The sequence below is a fragment of the Anaeromyxobacter sp. K genome (genome assembly GCF_000020805.1).
GTDB classification, from domain to species: Bacteria; Myxococcota; Myxococcia; order Myxococcales; family Anaeromyxobacteraceae; genus Anaeromyxobacter; species Anaeromyxobacter dehalogenans.
Genome location: NC_011145.1, coordinates 1,586,147 through 1,602,634 on the forward strand (window position 1 = coordinate 1,586,147; position 16,488 = coordinate 1,602,634).

Here is a 16,488-nt window from a genome sequence, read left to right on the forward strand (position 1 = left end):
GACGTGACAGCGCTCTCTCCCTCCGCCGGATCGACCCGGACCGCCGCGCCCCCGGCCGCGCCCGCGCTGGCCCGCGCCGCCGCCGACGTCTGGCGCTTCCGCGAGCTGCTCGCGCTGCTGGTGCTGCGCGACCTGAAGGTCCGCTACAAGCGCAGCGTCCTCGGGATGGTCTGGACGCTGCTCAACCCGCTGCTCCAGATGGTCGTCTACACGCTGGTGTTCTCGACGATCCTGCGGATCGGCGTCCCGGACTACCCGCTCTTCGTCCTGTGCGGGCTGCTCCCGTGGTCGCTGCTCGCGGTCGGGACCACCGGCGCGGCCACCGCGCTGGTCGGCAACCAGTCGCTCATCCGCAAGGTGGCGGTGCCGCAGGCGGTGTACCCGCTCGCGGTGGTGGGCTCGAAGCTCGCCGACGCGCTGCTCTCGATCCCGGCGCTGGCGGTCCTCGCGCTCGCCACCGGCCGGCCGCCCGGCGCGAGCTGGGCCTGGCTCCCGCTCGCGCTCGCCTGCGCGACCGGCTTCACCGCCGGGCTGGCGCTGCTGCTCTCGTCGGCGACGGTGTACTTCCGCGACCTGCGCCACCTGGTGGAGCTCCTGTTCCAGGTCTGGTTCTACGTGACGCCGGTGTTCTACCCGGCGAGCTTCCTCGAGCAGCTCCCGGTGCCCGCGCTGCGCGCCGTGCTGGCCGCGAACCCCGCGGCGCCCATCGTGCGGCTCTTCCAGGAGAGCGTGTACGAGGGCCGCAGCCCGGCGGCCTCGACCGTCGCGTTCGCGATGCTGGCCGCGCTCGTCTCGCTCGCGGTCGGGGGCGCGGTGTTCACCCGCTGCGAGCACGGCCACATCCACCATCTCTGACATGACCGGGACCATCACCTTCGAGGACGTGGGGATGTGCTACCGCCTGCACCGGGAGCGGGTGCGCTCGCTCAAGGAGGCGGTGCTCGGCGGCTTCCGGCACCTGCGCGAGGCGGACGAGCTGTGGGCGCTGCGCGGCGTGAGCTTCGAGGTGCGCCCCGGCGAGGCGGTCGGGCTGGTGGGCGCGAACGGCTCGGGGAAGAGCACGCTCCTCAAGCTCGCGGCCGGCGTGCTGCGCCCGACCGAGGGCCGGGTGCGGGTGGAGGGGCGGGTGGCGCCCATCATCGAGCTCGCCGCCGGGTTCGACCCCGAGCTGTCCGGCCGCGACAACGTGTTCCTGAACGGCGCGCTGATGGGCCGGGCCCGGCGCGACATGGCCCGGCGGCTGGAGCGGATCTTCGCGTTCGCCGAGCTGGAGGGCTTCGAGGACGTGCCGGTGAAGAACTACAGCTCCGGCATGTACGCGCGGCTCGGGTTCGCCATCGCGGTGGACGTCGAGCCGGAGATCCTGGTGGTGGACGAGGTCCTGGCGGTGGGCGACGAGCGCTTCCAGGCGCGCTGCCTGGAGCGGATCCGCGCGCTGCTCGCCGGCGGGACCACGCTGTTCCTCGTCTCGCACCAGATGGACCAGGTGGCGGAGGTGTGCCGGCGGGTGCTGCTCCTCCACCGGGGCGGCGTGTGCCACGACGGCGCGCCGGCCGACGCGATCCGGCGCTACCGGGAGCTGCAGGGCTTCACGCCGCCGCCGGTGGCGCGGACCGGCTGAGCGGAGGGCGCGTGGGCGAGGCGGTGCTCGCGGCGGCCGGGGCGGAGCGCGCGCGGCGCGCGGGGGTGGCGCTCGGCCGCGGCGCGGCGCGGGCGGTCGCGGCGGCGGCCGGGCTGGCGCTGGCGGCCGCGGCGCTCTCCGCCGTCGCGCTCCACAACGGCTTCCCGCTGGTCTACTCCGACACCGGCACGTACCTGGAGTCGGCGCGGGTGCTGCAGCCCAACCCCGACCGCCCCATCGTCTACGGCCTGGTGGCGCGCGCGGTGGCGCTGGATCGTTGGCCGTGGCTGGTGGTGGCGGCGCAGGCGCTGCTGCTCGCGGCGCTCCTCCGCGCCGCGTTCCGCGCCGCCGGCGCCCCGCGGCCGGGCGCCTGGGCCGCCCTGGCCGGGCTCGGGCTCGCGGCGCTCACCAGCGCCGGCGTCACCGCCGGACACCTGCTGCCGGACGTCCTCGCGCCGGGCGCGCTGCTCTCGCTGGCGCTCCTGCTCGGCGAGCGCGCCGGCCCTGCGGCCCGCGCCGGCGCCTGGGCGGTGCTGGCGCTCGCGGTCGCGTCGCACGCCTCGCTCCTGCCCATCGGCGCGCTGGTCTGCGCGGGCGCGCTGGCCGTCGCGCTGCGGCGGGCGCCGGGGCGCCTGGCCCGGGCCGGCCGCGTCGCGGTGGCGGCCCTCGCCATCGCCGCCGGCGCGGCCGGGCTCGCCCTGCTGAACCGCCACCTCGGCGCCGGCCTGGTGCTGGTGCCGGCCTCCCCGGTGTTCCTGGCCGGCCGCATGGCCGAGACCGGCCTGCTGCACGACGTGCTGGCGGCGCGCTGCCCCGCCGCCGGGTGGCGGCTGTGCCGGTGGCGCGCCCGGGTGCCGCACGACATCGACCAGTTCGTGTGGCGGCCCGACAGCCCGTTCTACCGGATCGGCGGCTTCTCGCCGGCGGGCATCGCGGAGTGCCGGAGCATCGTGCGCGCCTCGCTCTCCGAGCCGCGCTGGCTGGCCCGGCACGCGGTGGACGCGGCGCGCGGCGGCGCCGAGCAGCTGGCGCGCTTCGACCTGCGCTGGGTGGACTCGGCGGAGGCGGCCGGCGGCTGGTCCCACGAGATGCTGGCGCGGAGCTTCCCGGGGCAGCTCGCCGCCTACGACGCGGGCCGGCAGCGGCGCGGGACGCTCGACCTCTCCGGCCTGGAGCGGGCCGAGCGCGCCTCGGTGGTGCTCGGCGCGCTCGTCGCGGCGGCGCTGCTCCTGCGACGGCCGCGCGACCGGCGCGGCGCGGACGCGCGGGCGCTCGCGGCGGTGCTGCTCGCCGGCGTGGTGGTGAACGCGGCGGTGTGCGGGGCGCTCTCCTCGCCGAACGGCCGCTACCAGTCGCGGGTCGCGTTCCTGGTGCCGCTCGCCGCGCTGCTGCTCGCGGCGGCCCGGACCGGCCGGAGCGGGGAGGAGGGGCCATGGCCGCCCACGCCGTGAACTCGGCCGCGTACTGGGAGGCGCGCTTCGCCACCGGCGACTGGGACGCCCACGGCGGCCCGGCCCAGGCGCGGTTCTTCGCCGAGGTGGCGCTGGCGCTCCTCGCGCCGGAGGTGGTGGACGACCTGCGCGCGCGCCGGGCGACGATCTGCGACCTCGGCTGCGGCGAGGGGGAGGGGACCGCCACGCTGGCGGCCGGGCTCGGCGTGCCGGTGGCGGGCGCGGACGTGTCCGGCGCGGCCGTCGCCGCCGCGCGGCGCCGCCACCCCGGCCTCGCGTTCGAGCGGGCCGACGGCGCGCCGCCCGGCGAGGTGGACGCGCTGTTCACCTCCAACACGCTGGAGCACTTCCGCGACCCGTGGGGCGTGCTGGCGGCGGCGCTGGGGAGGGTCCGGCGCTGGGCGGTCCTGCTCGTGCCGTTCGAGGAGCGGGAGCGCATCCCCGAGCACGAGGCCACGTTCGAGTGGGAGAGCTTCCCCGCCGAGGTGGCGGGCTTCGATCTCTGGGACCTCCGGGCCGAGGACGTGTCGGCGCGGCCCGGGTCGCGCTGGCCCGGCGCGCAGGCGCTGGCGGTGTACGCGCGCCGCGGGGCCCCGGACCTGCCGGCGCGCCCGGCGCCGGCGGTGGCGGCGCTCGCCGGGCGCGCGGCGGCGCTCGCGGCGGTGGGCAGGGCGCTCGCGGCGGAGCGGGATGCGTGGCGGGCCGAGCGCGACGCGCTCGCGGCGGCGCTGGCCCGGGCCGAGCGGTGGCTCTCGCGCGAGGCCGGCGCGCTCGCCGGGGCGCTCGAGCAGGCCCGCGCCCCGCGCGGCTACGCGGCGGGCCGGCTGCTCGGCGCGCTCCGGCGCGCGCCCGCGGACGTGCTGCGCGGCTCGCTGCGGGGCGCGCGGGCACGGTGGCGCTCCGGTGACGCCGACGACGATCGGTCCTGCGCCGCGGCCGCCGCCGACGCGCTGGGCGCGCCCGACCCGCTCCGCGACGGCGCCGCGGCCGCCCGCGCGCTCGCGGCCGGGCTCCCGGCGCCGCCGCCCTCGGCCGACCCGCCCTACCGCGCCCACGTGCGGGCGCTGGCGGAGCGCGCCACGCTCCCGGGGCCGCCGCGCTCGCGCTCCGGGGACGCGCTCCGCGCGCTCGCCGCGCGCGCCCGCGTCGCGCCCGCGTCGGTGGTGTTCCCGCCGCTCCTCCCCTGGACGTTCCTGCGGCAGCGTCCGCAGCAGCTCGCCCGGGCGCTCGCGCGGCGCGGCTGCGCGGTGGTGTTCTGCACCCCGGACCCGGCCCGCGACGACGTGGACGGGCTGCGCGAGCTCGAGCCCGGGCTGTTCCTCGCCTCCGACCTGCGCCTGGCCGGGGACCTGGAGCGACCGGTGCTCTGGCTGATGTGGCCGCAGCAGCGCGTCCACGCGGCACTCCTGCGGCGGCCGCGCCTGGTCTACGACTGCGTGGACCACGCCTCGCTCGATCCGCTGCACGGGCCGGCCATGGAGGCGGACCGCGCCGCGCTGGCGCGGGAGGCGGAGCTGGTGCTCGCCACCGCCCCCCGGCTCGCGGACGGCCTGCGCCCGCTGCGCGACGGGGTGCTCCTCGTGCCGAACGCGGTGGCGCCGGAGGACTTCGCGCCGGCGCCCGGCGCGCCGGTCCCGGCGGACCTCGCCGCGGTGCTCGCCGCGGGGCGGCCGGTGGTCGGGTACATGGGCGCGTTCGCGCCCTGGGTGGACTGGGCGCTCCTGAACGCGGTGACCGCGGGCGCGCCGGACCTCTCGTTCGTGCTGCTCGGGGCCGACTACGGCGGCGCGCTCGCCCGGCTCGCGCCGCGGCCCAACGTGCACGTGCTGGGCGAGAAGCCGCACGGGGCGCTGGCCGGGTACGCCTGCCGCCTGGACGCCGCGATGATCCCGTTCGTGCTGGACGAGGTGACCCGCGCCGCCTCGCCGGTGAAGCTCCACGAGTACCTCGCGGCGGGCGCGCCGGTGGTCTCGACGCCGATCGACGCGTGCCTCGGCGAGCCGGCGGTCGCGGTCGCAGACGGCCCGGACGCGTTCGCGGCGGCGCTGCGGGCCGCCGTCGGCCGGCGGGACGACCCGGCGCACCGCGCGCTGCGCGAGCGGGCGGTCGCCGCCAACACCTGGGCCGGGCGCGCCGAGCAGATCCTGCGGGCGCTCGGGGCCGGGTGAGCGGTCAGCGCGCCGCCGGCTTGCGCGCGCGTCGCCAGGCGTCCTCGAACGCGTCGGCGTAGGCGCGCGCCATGCTGGCGACGTCCAGCTCGCCGAGCACCCGCGCGCGCCCCGCGGCCGCGCGCGCCCGCCACGCGTCGCGGTGCAGGCCCACCTCGCGCATGGCCTCGGCCAGCGCCGCGAGGTTCGCCTCCGGGTAGCTGCGGGCCAGCGCGCGGAGCGCCGCGAGATCGAGCGTGGCGAGGCGCGGGTACGGGTTGGGCAGCACCAGGCCGATGCCGCCGCGCACCACCTCCCGGGCGGAGCCGACGTCGGTGAGCACGAGCGGCAGCCCGTGGTACATCGCCTCCATCACCGCCACGCTCCAGCCCTCCACCAGCGAGGGCTGCACCAGGCAGTCGCAGCTCCGGAGCAGCGCCGCCACCTCGGCCCGCCCGGCCTGGTGCACCCGGTGCACCCGGTCCTCCAGCCCCGTCCGCCGGATCGCCGCGGCCACCTCGGCGGCGTACGCGGCGTCGGCCGGCGCGCCCGCCAGCACCAGGTGCGCGCCGGGAAGCGCGCCCGCGATCCGCCGGAACGCCTCGACCGTCACGCCCTGCAGCTTCTCGCGCGCGAAGCGTCCCACCTGCACGAAGACGACGTCCCCCGCGCCGATCCCGAGCGCGGCGCGCGAGGCGGGCGGCGCCTCCAGGCCGCGCACGTCGAGGCCGTTCGGGATCACCCGCACCCGCCGCGCGTCCACCCCGAACACCTCCTCGACGTAGCGCTCGACCGGCGTGGAGACCGCCACCACCAGGTCCATGGCCCGCAGCGCCGCCGCGCGGCGCGCGCGCTCCGCGCCCTCCATCCACACGTAGGCGTTGTGCGCGGTGTACGCGCTCGCGATGCCCCGCCGCCCCAGGTCGCGCGCGCCGGCCACGCTGTAGTGGAGGCTCATGACCTGGAGCTTCCGCTCCTCGGCCGCGCGGGCCAGCCGCCGCTCGTCCCCGCCGGTGATCACCAGGTCCACCCCAGCCTCGCGCAGGCGCGCGCCGATCGCGCCGGGCGCGCGCGCGTGGACCAGCACCGTGGCCTCGATCCGCTCGCGCGGCAGGTTGAGCGCCAGGTCGGCCACCACCTGCTCCAGGCCGCCGCGGTCGAGCCCCTCCGCCTGGAGCCCCACCCGCAGCGGCGAGGCCACCGGGTAGACCCGCGCCGGCGGCTGCCGCGGCGCCGGGACGCGGCGCTTCTCGAACAGGCGGTAGGCGGCCACGCGCGCGAGCAGCGGCGCGCCGGCGGACGGGTCGAGCAGGAACGCGCGCTCGGGGAACCAGCGGCTCGCGAGCGCCTGCGCGCCCGGCTCGCGGGTGAGGAGCAGGTCGTAGCGGGCGAGCACCTCGCGCTCCAGCGCGTCGAGCGGCCGGTCCACCACGCACACCTGCAGCACCTCGGGCCGGCGCGCCGCCTCCTCGACCGCGGGGTCGTCGCGGCGCGAGAGCAGGTGGGCGGAGACGTCGCACGGCTCGCCGGGCCCGGCCAGCCGCACGCCGGGGACCACCACCCCGGTGCAGCGCCAGGCCGGCGGCGCCGCCAGCGCCGCGAGCCGCGCCTCGTGGCGCGCGCGCAGCCGGTCCACCGCGTCCGCGATGCGCAGCGCCCGGGCCCGGGCGTTCAGGCTGTTCTCGTGGACGCGGTACCGGTAGAGCACCTCGTCCACGTGCCCGATCCCGAACAGCGCGTGCATGCGCAGCCAGTAGTCGTAGTCCTCGCCGCCGAACGTGTCCTCGGCGTACGGACCGAGCAGGCGGGCCGCGTCGCGCCGGTACAGGAAGCTCGCGCCGATGAAGTTGTCGCCGCTGCGGAGCAGGTTCTCGGTGGTGACCTGGCGCGGCAGGCGCATGCGGCTCGGGTCGCGCGGATCCTGGTCCTGCGGCCGGAACGCGGGGTCCCGGAGCGGCCGGCCCTCGCCGTCGATGGCCTGGTAGTCCGAGTAGACCATGGCGAGGTCGGGGCGGGCGCGCAGCCGGGCCAGCAGCACCTCGAGCTGGTTCGGCAGCATCAGGTTGTCGGCGGACGTCCAGGTGAACCACTCGCCGGTGGCGACGGCGAAGCCGCTGTTCAGCGCCGAGGGGAGCTTCTGGTTGGGCTGCGTGAGCACCACCACCCGCGGGTGATCGGCGTAGCGATCCAGCACGCGCTCGACGCCGTCGCGCGAGCCGTCGTTCACCACGATGAGCTCGAGGTCGCGGTGGGTCTGGGCGAGCACGCTCTCGATGGCGGCGGGCAGCAGGTCGGCCTGGTCGAACACCGGCAGGACCACGCTGACGCGGCCGCGGTGCCCGAGCGTCATCCCCGCGAGCGGCCCGGCGCCGCTCGCCGCCGGGAGCCGCGCCGGCGCCCGCTCCGCCCCGCCCGCGCCGCGCCGCGCCCGCACGCTCCGGCGCAGCGCGCGGGCCGCCCGGCGCGCCCAGGCCGCCGCCGGCAGGGCGTCGCGCACGCGGTAGTACAGGAGCGCCGCGCGCCAGGCGCGGCTCGCCTCGACGTCGCGGAGCGCGCCCTCGACCGCCCGGAGCCGATCCTCCAGCTCCTCGGCGCGGCGGCGCTCGCGGTCGGCCACCGCGCGCGCGGCGGCGAGCTCGGCGGGGAGGCGATCCGCCTCCGGGGCGTCCGGACCGGGGAGGGTGTGGGGCTCGCGGGGCTCGCGCTCGAGGGCGATGGGCACGTCGAAAGCTAGGGGGCGGGCGCCCGCGCGGCCAGCGCACGGCGCCCCTGCGGCGCCGCGCCGGCGGGGGCGGGGACAGGACCCGGTGATGGCCTCCCGCGCGCGGCGCCGCGGCCGGGCTCCCCGTCGCGATAAGGTGGCGCGATGGACGCTGCGGGGACCGAGGCCGGCGGCGCGGCGGGGACGCGCGGCGGCGTCGCCGAACGCGCCGCGGCGCGCGCCGTGGCCCTGGCCACGCTCACCCTGCTCGTGGCGGGCGCGCTCGAGGCCTGGGCGATGCTGGGTGGGCTCGAGCCGGCCCGCTTCTGGGACACCCCGTCCTATCTCCACGATGCGGGCCACCTCGCCCGCGGCGAGATCCCGCCGCTCGGCCTGCGCATGCCGGGCTATCCCGCGTTCGTGGCGCTCGTGGGCGGCCGCGCGCTCGACCTCGGGCGGGTCGCCGGGGCGCAGGCCGTGCTCTGGATCGCGAGCGTCGTGCTCGCGTACGCGCTGGTCCGCCGCCTCACCGGCGGCCTCGCCGCCGCGCTCGTCGCGGGGCTCGCCGCGCTCACCTTCGTGGACCTGCTGTTCATGGCGGTGACCATCTACTCCGAGACGCTCTGCCTGGCGCTGGTGTGCGCCGCCGCGCTCGCCACCGCCGCGGCGTTCACCGGCCGCACGCGCGGCGCGGTGGCCGGCGCGGGCCTGCTGTGGGCGGCGGCCGCGCTGGTGCGCCCCATCTACCTCGCGTCCGCGGGCGTGTACCTCCTCGCGGCCCTGGTCCTGGCGCTGCGGCGCGCGCTCGCGCGGCGCGACGTGGCGCTCGCGTGGGCGGCGGTCGCGGCGGTGGTCGTCGCGATGGCCTCGCTGAACCTGGCCCGCGCCGGCCGCCTCGAGTTCTCGCCCGGCGCGGGGCTCTCGCTGCTCAACCACGTCGGCCACCCCGCGGTGTACCGCCACCTCCCGCCCGACCAGGCCCGCATCCGCGAGGTGTACGAGCGGCTCGCCGCCGAGCAGGGGCGGGAGTGGATCGGGTGGTGGCGCGCGGTCGGGCCGCTCGCGCAGGTGGTCGCGCCCGGGCAGGCGGAGGCGGCCGGCCGCCTCGAGGTGACCGCCGCGGAGCCCGTCGCCGAGCGCGTGGCGCTGCGGGCGATCTCCGCGGTGCCGGGCGGCTACCTGCGCGTGTGGGCCGGCGCGGCGGAGCAGCTCCTCGGCCGGTTCGCGCTGCAGCTGGGGTGGAGCGCCCGGCCGGACGGCCCACCGCAGTGGCCGCCCGGGACGTGGCAGCACCGCGCCGCGCGTGGCGCCGAGGCGGCGTGGCAGGTGACGATGCCGTGGCTCTCGGCGGGCGCGCTGCTCCTGCCCCCGCTCGCGCTGTGGCTGCGCGCGCGCGGCCGCCGCCGCCGCAGGGACGACGCGGCGGGACCGGCCGGGGCCGGCGCGGCGCTCGCCACGCTGTGGGCGATCGCGCTGGTGAACGCGGTCCTCAGCCCGGCGCTCGAACCCTGGGCGGGGCAGATGCGCTACCGCTTCCCCATCCAGCACCTCCTGCTCGGGCTGGTGGTCAGCGCGGTGGTGCTGTCGGCGCGCGCCCTCCGCCCCGCGCGCGACCTGGCCGGCGCGGCCGCGGATGCGACCGGCGCCGGCGCCCCTTGACGCTGGGTGACGCCCGATCGCGGGCATCCGGGCCCCCGGCGGCCCGGAGCCTTGTCGCGCGCCCGGGGTGCACGCAGATCCTCCGCGAGACGGCGGCGCCGGCGCGACTTGGGGGGGGGCGCGCGGGCGCGGGACGCCGTCCGGGGAGCGCGGATGGTGCAGGCGGTGGCGGCGGCGTTCGAGTGGGGCCTCTTCGCCCTCATGGCGTACACGTTCGCGGTGGCGCTGGCGGGGTTCCTCCCGCGGCGCGCGCCCGCGCCCGCGCCGTTCCGCCACCGCTTCCTGGTGCTCGTCCCCGCCCACGACGAGGCGGCGGTGGTGGCGCACGCGGTGCGGGCGGCGCTCCGGCAGGACCACCCGCGGCCGCTGTTCCGCGTGGTGGTGGTGGCGGACAACTGCTCCGACGACACCGCCGCCCGGGCCCGCGCGGCCGGGGCCGACGCGGTGCTGGAGCGGCACGATCCGCGCCACCTCGGCAAGGGCCACGCGCTCGCCTGGGCCCGCGAGCGCGCGCTGGCCCTGTTCCCGGCCGACGCGGTGTGCGTGTTCGACGCCGACAACGTCATGGCCCCCGGCTTCCTCTCGGCCATGGACGCCCGCCTCTCCGCCGGCGCGCGCGTCCTGCAGGGCACCATCGAGGCGAAGAACCCGGACGACAGCTGGGTCACGCAGGCGAGCGCGCTCCAGCACGCGGTCGCGGCCCGCCTGTTCGAGCGCTCGCGCGCGCGGCTCGGCTTCTCCGCGCTCCTGAACGGCACCGGCTACTGCGTGCGCACCGAGGTGCTGCGCGCCTGGCCGCCGGATCCCGCCTGCCTCACCGACGATCGCGAGCTCCAGCTCCGGCTGCTCCGCGCCGGCGTGCGGGTGGAGTGGGCCCCGGAGGCCGTCACCTACGACGAGAAGCCGGCCACGCTCGCCGCCTCGTGGCGCCAGCGCGTCCGCTGGGCGCGCGGCCACCTCGACGTCGCCCGCCGGCACACGCTCCCGCTGCTCTGGCGCGCGCTCCGGCACCGCGACCTGGCGGCGCTGGACGGCGCGGTGGCCTGCCTGCAACCGTCGCGGTCGGCGGTGGCGCTGCTCGCCGGCGCGGTGTTCGCGGCGCGGCTCGGGGCCGCGGCGCTGGGCCACCCCGCGGGCGCCCCGCACGTCCCGCTCGCCGCGTGGCTGCCGCTGCTCGCGTGCCCGGTGGCGTTCCCGGTGGCGGCGCTCGCCGCCGAGCGCGTGCCGGCGCGGGTGGCGCTCCGCTACGGGTACACGCTGCTCCTCCAGGCGGCCTGGGCGCCCCTGCTGGTGGCGGGGCTGCTGCGCCGGCGGGACCGGCGCTGGGGCGCGACGCGCCACACCCGGAGCATCTCGGTCGAGGCGCGGCTCGCGGCGGAGGACGTCGCCGCGTCCCCCGGCGCCGGCGCCGGCGGCGCGGCGTCCCGGGCGCGGCGGGGCGGGGAGAGCGTCGCGTGAGCCCGGACGGTGCGTCCGCGCGCCCCGGCCCGCGTCGCGGCGAGGGCAGCGCCCCGCGCCCGGGCTTCCGGGCGGGCGCCCGCGTCGCGACGTTGGTGGGACCGGCGGCACCCGCCGGCAGGAATCACGCACGGTGAAGGCATGCTGAAGGAGCGGGCAGGGGCGGTCTCGGCGGGGCTGCGCGCGCTCGACCTGGCGCTGGTGGCGGCCGCGTTCGGGCTCGCCCTGGCGCTGCGCGCGGCGGTGGACGTCGCGGCGGTGCCCCCGCTGCTCCCGCCGGGCCGGCACCTCGCGTGGCTCGCGGTGGCGCTCGCGCTCTGGCCGGCCGCGGCCGGGGCGGCCGGCGTCTACGGCCAGTACCGCACCCGCTCGCGCCGCGAGGAGATCCTGCGGCTGGCGCGCGCCGTCGGGCTGCTGGCGCTGGGCGTGGCCGCGGCGAGCTTCCTCGGGCGCGATCGCGATCTCTCGCGCCTGCTGCTGCTCGGCTGGCTCGGGATCGCGCTCGCGCTGCTGGCCGGGAGCCGCGTGGCGGTCCGCACGCTCGCGCACGAGGCGCGCCGCCGCGGGCACAACACGCGCGCGTTCGCGGTGGTGGGCGGCGGGCCGCTGGCCCGGGCCATGCGGCAGCGGCTGCTGGCGCGGCCGGAGTGGGGCTTCACGTTCGCCGGCTTCGTCCTCGAGCAGGGCGTCGCGCGGCGGGGCCTCCCCGGCCCGGTGCTGGGCCGCCTGGACGAGCTCGCGGCGGTGCTGGAGCGGCACGTGGTGGACCTGGTGGTCTTCGCCGTCCCGCGCGACCGGCTCCCGGAGATGGAGGCCGCGGTGGCCGCCTGCCAGGAGCAGGGCGTGGTCGCGAAGATCGGCCTCGAGCCGTTCCCGGCGCGGCACGGCCGGCTCACGGTGGAGGACCTCGACGGAATCCCGGTGCTCTCCTACGCCTCGGCGCCGCAGGACGCGCTGCCGCTGCTCGCGAAGCGGGCGTTCGACGTGCTGGCGAGCGCGCTCGCGCTGATCGTGCTCTCGCCGGTGCTGGCCGCGGCGGCGCTGGCGGTGCGCCTCGGCTCGCCCGGCCCGGTGCTGTTCCGGCAGCGGCGGGTCGGGCTGTCCGGGCGCACCTTCACGCTCTACAAGTTCCGGTCCATGCGCACCGGCGCCGAGGCCGAGCAGGCGCGGCTCGCGGATCGCAACGAGATGGACGGCCCGGTGTTCAAGCTGCGCGACGACCCGCGCGTCACGCGGGTGGGGAAGGTGCTGCGCCGCACCTCGCTCGACGAGCTGCCGCAGCTCTGGAACGTGCTCCGGGGCGAGATGAGCCTGGTGGGCCCGCGCCCGCCCTTGCCGGAGGAGGTCCGGCGCTACGAGCGCTGGCAGCGGCGCCGCCTCTCGGTGAAGCCCGGGCTCACCTGCACCTGGCAGGTGTCCGGCCGGTCCGAGGTCGGCTTCGGCCGCTGGATGCAGCTCGACCTCGACTACATCGACCGCTGGTCGCTCTGGCAGGACATGCGGATCGTGCTGCGCACCATCCCGGCGGTGCTGCTCGGGCGCGGCGCGCGGTAGAGTCCACGCATGGACCCCCAGCTCGAGGCCCGGGTCGCGGAGGCCGCCGCGGTGCTGCGCGCCGGCGGCATCGTGGTCTATCCCACCGAGACGTTCTACGGGCTGGGCGCGCTCGCCTCCGACGACGCCGCGCTCGCCCGGCTCGCCGCCGCGAAGCTGCGGCCGGAGGGGAAGCCCCTGCCGCTCGTCGCGGCCGACCGGGAGCAGGTGGACCGGGTGGCGTCGCTGGAGGGCGCGGCGGCGCGGCTGGCCGGGCGCCTGTGGCCGGGCCCGCTCACGCTGGTGCTCCCGGCGCGGCCGGGCCTCTCCGAGGCCGTCACCGCGGGCTCCGGCACCGTCGGGGTGCGGATCCCCGGGTCGGAGGTGGCGCGCGCGCTGGCGCGCATGGCCGGCGGGGCGCTGGTCTCCACCTCGGCGAACCTCTCCGGCGGTCCGCCGCCGGACCGGGTCGAGGCGCTCGACGCCGCGCTGCGCGCGCAGGTGGATCACGTGCTCGACGCCGGTCCGACGCCGGGGGGCCTCCCCAGCACCGTGGTGGCGGTCGCCGGCGAGGCGCTGCGGGTGGTGCGGCCCGGCGCCGTGTCCATCGAGCAGGTGACCGCGGCGCTCGGTGGCCCCACCGGCGCCTTGCACCGTCCGGGGCCGTGATCTACGGTCCGGGGCCCCATGGCCGAGATCGTCCCGTTTCGCGGCGTCCGCTACGCCGCCACCCGCGGCCGGGCCCTCGGCCAGCTGCTGGCCCCGCCCTACGATCTCGTGTCCCTCGAGCAGCGCGACGAGCTGCTGCGCCGCAGCCCCGAGAACATCGCGCACGTCGCCATCGGCGAGGAGCGCGCCGGCGACGGGCCGGGCGCGAACAAGTACACGCGCGCGGCCGAGACCTGGGCCGGCTGGATGCAGCAGGGCGTCCTGCGGCGCGATCCCGGGCCGGCGCTGTACGCGCTCGAGCAGGCGTTCTGGGCGCCCGACGGGCGGCAGGCGCGGCGCCGCGGCTTCCTGGCGGCGGTCCGCCTGCACGAGTTCTCCGAGGGCGTCATCGTCCCGCACGAGAAGACGCTCACCGCCCCCCGCGCCGACCGCCTCGAGATCCTGAAGGCGGTCCGGGCCAACCTCTCGCCCATCATCGGCCTGTACCGCGACGAGGATCGGACCACGTCGCGCGCGCTGGAGGCCGTCACCGCCGGTGAGCTGGTCGCGGAGACCGACTCCGACGACGGCGTGCACCACCGGCTCTGGCGCGCCGAGCAGCCGGACGTGGTGGCGGCGCTCCAGGCGGCGGTGGCCGACAAGCGGATCTTCATCGCCGACGGCCACCACCGGTACGTCTCCGGCCTCGCCTACCGCAAGCTGGTGGAGGCGCAGCGGCCGGGGCTGCCGCCGGACGCGGGCCACAACTACATCCTCATGTTCCTGTGCCCGATGAGCGACCCGGGCCTGATGCTCTACCCGACGCACCGGCTGGTGTTCGGCCTGAAGGACTTCTCCGTGGAGCGGCTCACCGGCGCGCTCGAGCGGTACTTCCGGGTGGAGACGCTGCCGGAGGACATCCGCCGCCCGGCGGGCCGTGCCTGGGCGATCGCCAAGCTCTCCGAGCACTTCGGGAAGTCGTCCTCGTTCCTGATGGTCACCGCCGAGGACCAGAAGGCGCGCGTGCTCACGCTGCGCGACGAGGCGGACCTGGAGGAGGCGGAGCTGCCGCGCAACGAGACGCTCCGCGCGCTCGACGTCACGGTGCTCCACTCGGTGGTGCTGCAGCACGTCCTCGGCCTCTCGGCCAGCGCCCAGGAGAACCAGGAGAGCCTCACCTACGTCCGCGACGCGGGCGAGGCGGTGAACCGGGTCCTCTCCGGCGAGCACCAGGTCGGCTTCCTGGTCAACCCGACGCCCATGTGGCAGGTCCAGGCGGTGGGCGACGCCGGGGAGACCATGCCGCAGAAGAGCACCTTCTTCTACCCGCGGCTGCAGAGCGGGCTGGTGATGCGCGAAGTGTTCGAGCCCGGCACGCCGTCGCCCTGACCCCGCCCGCCGGGCGGCGGGCCGGGGCGCGGGCCCCCGGGGCACTCGGCCGCCTTTCCCGGCGGCCCCGACTGCGCTAGAAAACGCCCATGCCTTTCCCCCAGCACCGCCCCCGCCGCATGCGCCGCACCGAGGCCCTCCGGACCCTGGTGCGCGAGACCACCCTCGCCCCCCAGCACCTGGTGTGGCCGCTCTTCGTGCTCCCCGGCACGAAGGTGCGGAACCCGGTGAAGAGCATGCCGGGCGTGTTCCAGCTCTCGGTGGACGAGCTGGTCGCGGAGGTGCAGCAGGGCTTCGAGGCGGGCGTCCGCTCGGTCATCCTGTTCGGCATCCCCGAGCACAAGGACCCGCAGGGCAGCGAGGCGTACGCCGACGACGGGATCGTCCCGCAGGCCATCCGGGCGCTGAAGGAGCGGGTGCCCGGGATGGTGGTGATGACCGACGTGTGCATGTGCGAGTACACGGATCACGGCCACTGCGGCATCCTCAAGGCGTCGAAGGCCGGCGGCCCGGGCAAGGAGCTGCAGGTCGACAACGACCTCACGCTCCCGCTCCTCGCCAAGGAGGCGCTCGCCCACGCGCGCGCCGGCGCCGACATCGTGGCGCCCTCGGACATGATGGACGGGCGCGTGGCGGCGATCCGCGCCGAGCTGGACGGCGCCGGCTACCAGGACGTGCCCATCCTCTCGTACGCGGCGAAGTTCGCGGGCGCGTTCTACGGCCCGTTCCGCGACGCCGCGGAGAGCGCGCCGGTGGAGGGCCCGGGCATCCCCAAGGACCGCAAGGGCTACCAGATGGATCCCGCCAACTGGCGCGAGGCGCTCCGCGAGGTGGAGCTCGACGTCGCCGAGGGCGCGGACATGATCATGGTGAAGCCGGCCGTGCCGTACCTCGACATCGTGCGCCAGGTGCGGGACCGCTTCGACCTGCCCACCGCCGCGTACCACGTGTCCGGCGAGTACGCGATGATCAAGGCCGCCGCCGAGCGCGGCTGGATCGACGAGGACCGCGTGGTGCTCGAGACGCTGCTCTGCTGCCGGCGCGCCGGCGCGGACCTCGTGCTCACCTACTACGCGAAGCACGCGGCCCAGCTCCTCTCCGGGAAGAAGCGTTGACCGTGCTCCGGCCCGCGCCCCAGCCCGCCGCGTACAAGGTCGTCGAGGTCTCGCCGGTGTCCGACGAGACGCTCGAGCGCGCCCTGAACGAGCGGACGGGGGAGGGCTGGAGCTTCGAGTCGCTCCACTTCGTGACGCGCGAGGGCTCGCACCGCCCCGCGCTCGCCTACCTGTTCTTCGTCCGCGGCGATCCGCCCCTGGCGCGGGAGCGCTGACCCGATGCGCGACGCGCGGCGAGAGGGCAGCCCGTATCCCAAGGCGGACCTGACGCTCCGGGGCCTGGCCCGCCTCGCCGACCTCACCGTCGCGTTCGCGCTCGCGCAGGTCTCGCCGCAGATCGGGCCGGTGCTCTCGGCGTTCTACCTGCTCGTCGCCGACGGGCTCATGCAGGGCCAGTCGATCGGCAAGAAGGTCTTCGGCGTGCGCACGGTGGTGGTCCCGCGCCGCGCCCCCGCCGGCTACCACGAGTCGATGCTGCGCAACGCGCCGTTCGCGCTCGTGGCGGTGTTCTGGTCCGTGCCGCTGCTCTGGCCGGTGTTCTTCGTGGCCGGGGTGCCCATCGTGGCGTTCGAGGCCTACATGATCGTCTCGGACCGGCTCGGCATCCGCATCGGCGACATCTTCGCGGACACGCAGGTGGTGGACGGGAAGGTGCTCGCGAAGGACGACGCGGTCGTCCGCGACCTCACGCACGCCGCGCCGGCACCGCCCAGCCCGCCGGCGAGCGCCACGCGCCAGCGCGCGGCCGCATGAAACCCCCACCAGC

At 77.8% G+C, this 16,488-nt stretch carries 13 protein-coding genes; 12 read left to right on the plus strand and 1 reads right to left on the minus strand.

What is annotated here, in order from left to right; translation table 11 throughout:
- The first annotated feature begins 3 nt into the window (after positions 1 to 3).
- From ANAEK_RS07000 to ANAEK_RS07015, 4 genes are read left to right on the plus strand one after another with little or no spacing between them, the layout of a single operon-like run.
- Positions 4 to 855, plus strand: coding sequence for an ABC transporter permease (locus tag ANAEK_RS07000; protein ID WP_012525449.1), 852 nt, complete (start codon positions 4 to 6; stop codon positions 853 to 855).
- 1 nt (position 856) lies between these two features.
- Positions 857 to 1,621, plus strand: coding sequence for an ABC transporter ATP-binding protein (locus tag ANAEK_RS07005; protein ID WP_012525450.1), 765 nt, complete (start codon positions 857 to 859; stop codon positions 1,619 to 1,621).
- A gap of 11 nt (positions 1,622 to 1,632) precedes the next feature.
- Positions 1,633 to 3,072 carry a hypothetical protein gene (locus ANAEK_RS07010; RefSeq protein ID WP_012525451.1) on the plus strand — a complete coding sequence of 480 codons (1,440 nt, stop codon included), beginning with the start codon at positions 1,633 to 1,635 and terminating at the stop codon, positions 3,070 to 3,072.
- Positions 3,054 to 5,240: a glycosyltransferase gene (locus ANAEK_RS07015; protein WP_012525452.1), complete on the plus strand. Its 2,187-nt coding sequence runs from the start codon at positions 3,054 to 3,056 to the stop codon at positions 5,238 to 5,240. The genes ANAEK_RS07010 and ANAEK_RS07015 overlap by 19 nt, the downstream gene beginning before the upstream one ends.
- Before the next feature lie 4 nt (positions 5,241 to 5,244).
- Here ANAEK_RS07015 and ANAEK_RS07020 read toward each other — a convergent pair whose 3' ends face one another.
- Positions 5,245 to 7,941, minus strand: a complete 2,697-nt coding sequence (locus tag ANAEK_RS07020) for a glycosyltransferase (protein WP_012525453.1) — start codon at positions 7,939 to 7,941, stop codon at positions 5,245 to 5,247.
- A gap of 144 nt (positions 7,942 to 8,085) precedes the next feature.
- On the opposite strand from ANAEK_RS07020, the gene ANAEK_RS07025 reads away from it, so the two are divergent.
- The 8 genes from ANAEK_RS07025 (at position 8,086) to ANAEK_RS07060 (ending at position 16,475) form a co-directional block, all read left to right on the plus strand.
- Positions 8,086 to 9,579 (plus strand): hypothetical protein, encoded by a 1,494-nt coding sequence (locus ANAEK_RS07025; protein ID WP_012525454.1) that lies wholly within the window; start codon positions 8,086 to 8,088, stop codon positions 9,577 to 9,579.
- A gap of 153 nt (positions 9,580 to 9,732) precedes the next feature.
- Complete coding sequence (locus tag ANAEK_RS23280) at positions 9,733 to 11,037, plus strand: glycosyltransferase family 2 protein (RefSeq protein ID WP_012525455.1); 1,305 nt, start codon at positions 9,733 to 9,735, stop codon at positions 11,035 to 11,037.
- Positions 11,038 to 11,178: 141 nt separating this feature from the next.
- Positions 11,179 to 12,591: a sugar transferase gene (locus ANAEK_RS07035; RefSeq protein WP_012525456.1), complete on the plus strand. Its 1,413-nt coding sequence runs from the start codon at positions 11,179 to 11,181 to the stop codon at positions 12,589 to 12,591.
- Positions 12,592 to 12,600: 9 nt separating this feature from the next.
- Positions 12,601 to 13,239, plus strand: coding sequence for an L-threonylcarbamoyladenylate synthase (locus ANAEK_RS07040; RefSeq protein WP_012525457.1), 639 nt, complete (start codon positions 12,601 to 12,603; stop codon positions 13,237 to 13,239).
- An 18-nt stretch (positions 13,240 to 13,257) separates the two neighbouring features.
- On the plus strand, positions 13,258 to 14,607 hold the full coding sequence (locus tag ANAEK_RS07045; RefSeq protein ID WP_012525458.1) for a DUF1015 domain-containing protein: 1,350 nt from the start codon (positions 13,258 to 13,260) through the stop codon (positions 14,605 to 14,607).
- Between the two features lie 89 nt (positions 14,608 to 14,696).
- Positions 14,697 to 15,722 (plus strand): porphobilinogen synthase, encoded by a 1,026-nt coding sequence (gene hemB / locus ANAEK_RS07050; protein WP_012525459.1) that lies wholly within the window; start codon positions 14,697 to 14,699, stop codon positions 15,720 to 15,722.
- Positions 15,723 to 15,724: 2 nt separating this feature from the next.
- On the plus strand, positions 15,725 to 15,937 hold the full coding sequence (locus ANAEK_RS07055) for a DUF4177 domain-containing protein (protein ID WP_232288390.1): 213 nt from the start codon (positions 15,725 to 15,727) through the stop codon (positions 15,935 to 15,937).
- A gap of 4 nt (positions 15,938 to 15,941) precedes the next feature.
- Entirely contained in the window at positions 15,942 to 16,475 is a 534-nt protein-coding gene (locus tag ANAEK_RS07060) for an RDD family protein (protein ID WP_012525461.1), read from the plus strand.
- Positions 16,476 to 16,488: the final 13 nt, after the last annotated feature.

What these genes read in the sequence shown, in the direction of transcription:
- ANAEK_RS07005 (WP_012525450.1), top strand. Translation starts at nt 857, where the DNA reads ATGACCGGGACCATCACCTTCGAGGACGTGGGGATGTGCTACCGCCTG.
- ANAEK_RS07015 (WP_012525452.1), top strand. Translation starts at nt 3,054, where the DNA reads ATGGCCGCCCACGCCGTGAACTCGGCCGCGTACTGGGAGGCGCGCTTC.
- ANAEK_RS07025 (WP_012525454.1), top strand. Translation starts at nt 8,086, where the DNA reads ATGGACGCTGCGGGGACCGAGGCCGGCGGCGCGGCGGGGACGCGCGGC.
- ANAEK_RS23280 (WP_012525455.1), top strand. Translation starts at nt 9,733, where the DNA reads ATGGTGCAGGCGGTGGCGGCGGCGTTCGAGTGGGGCCTCTTCGCCCTC.
- ANAEK_RS07035 (WP_012525456.1), top strand. Translation starts at nt 11,179, where the DNA reads ATGCTGAAGGAGCGGGCAGGGGCGGTCTCGGCGGGGCTGCGCGCGCTC.
- ANAEK_RS07040 (WP_012525457.1), top strand. Translation starts at nt 12,601, where the DNA reads ATGGACCCCCAGCTCGAGGCCCGGGTCGCGGAGGCCGCCGCGGTGCTG.
- ANAEK_RS07045 (WP_012525458.1), top strand. Translation starts at nt 13,258, where the DNA reads ATGGCCGAGATCGTCCCGTTTCGCGGCGTCCGCTACGCCGCCACCCGC.
- hemB (WP_012525459.1), top strand. Translation starts at nt 14,697, where the DNA reads ATGCCTTTCCCCCAGCACCGCCCCCGCCGCATGCGCCGCACCGAGGCC.
- ANAEK_RS07060 (WP_012525461.1), top strand. Translation starts at nt 15,942, where the DNA reads ATGCGCGACGCGCGGCGAGAGGGCAGCCCGTATCCCAAGGCGGACCTG.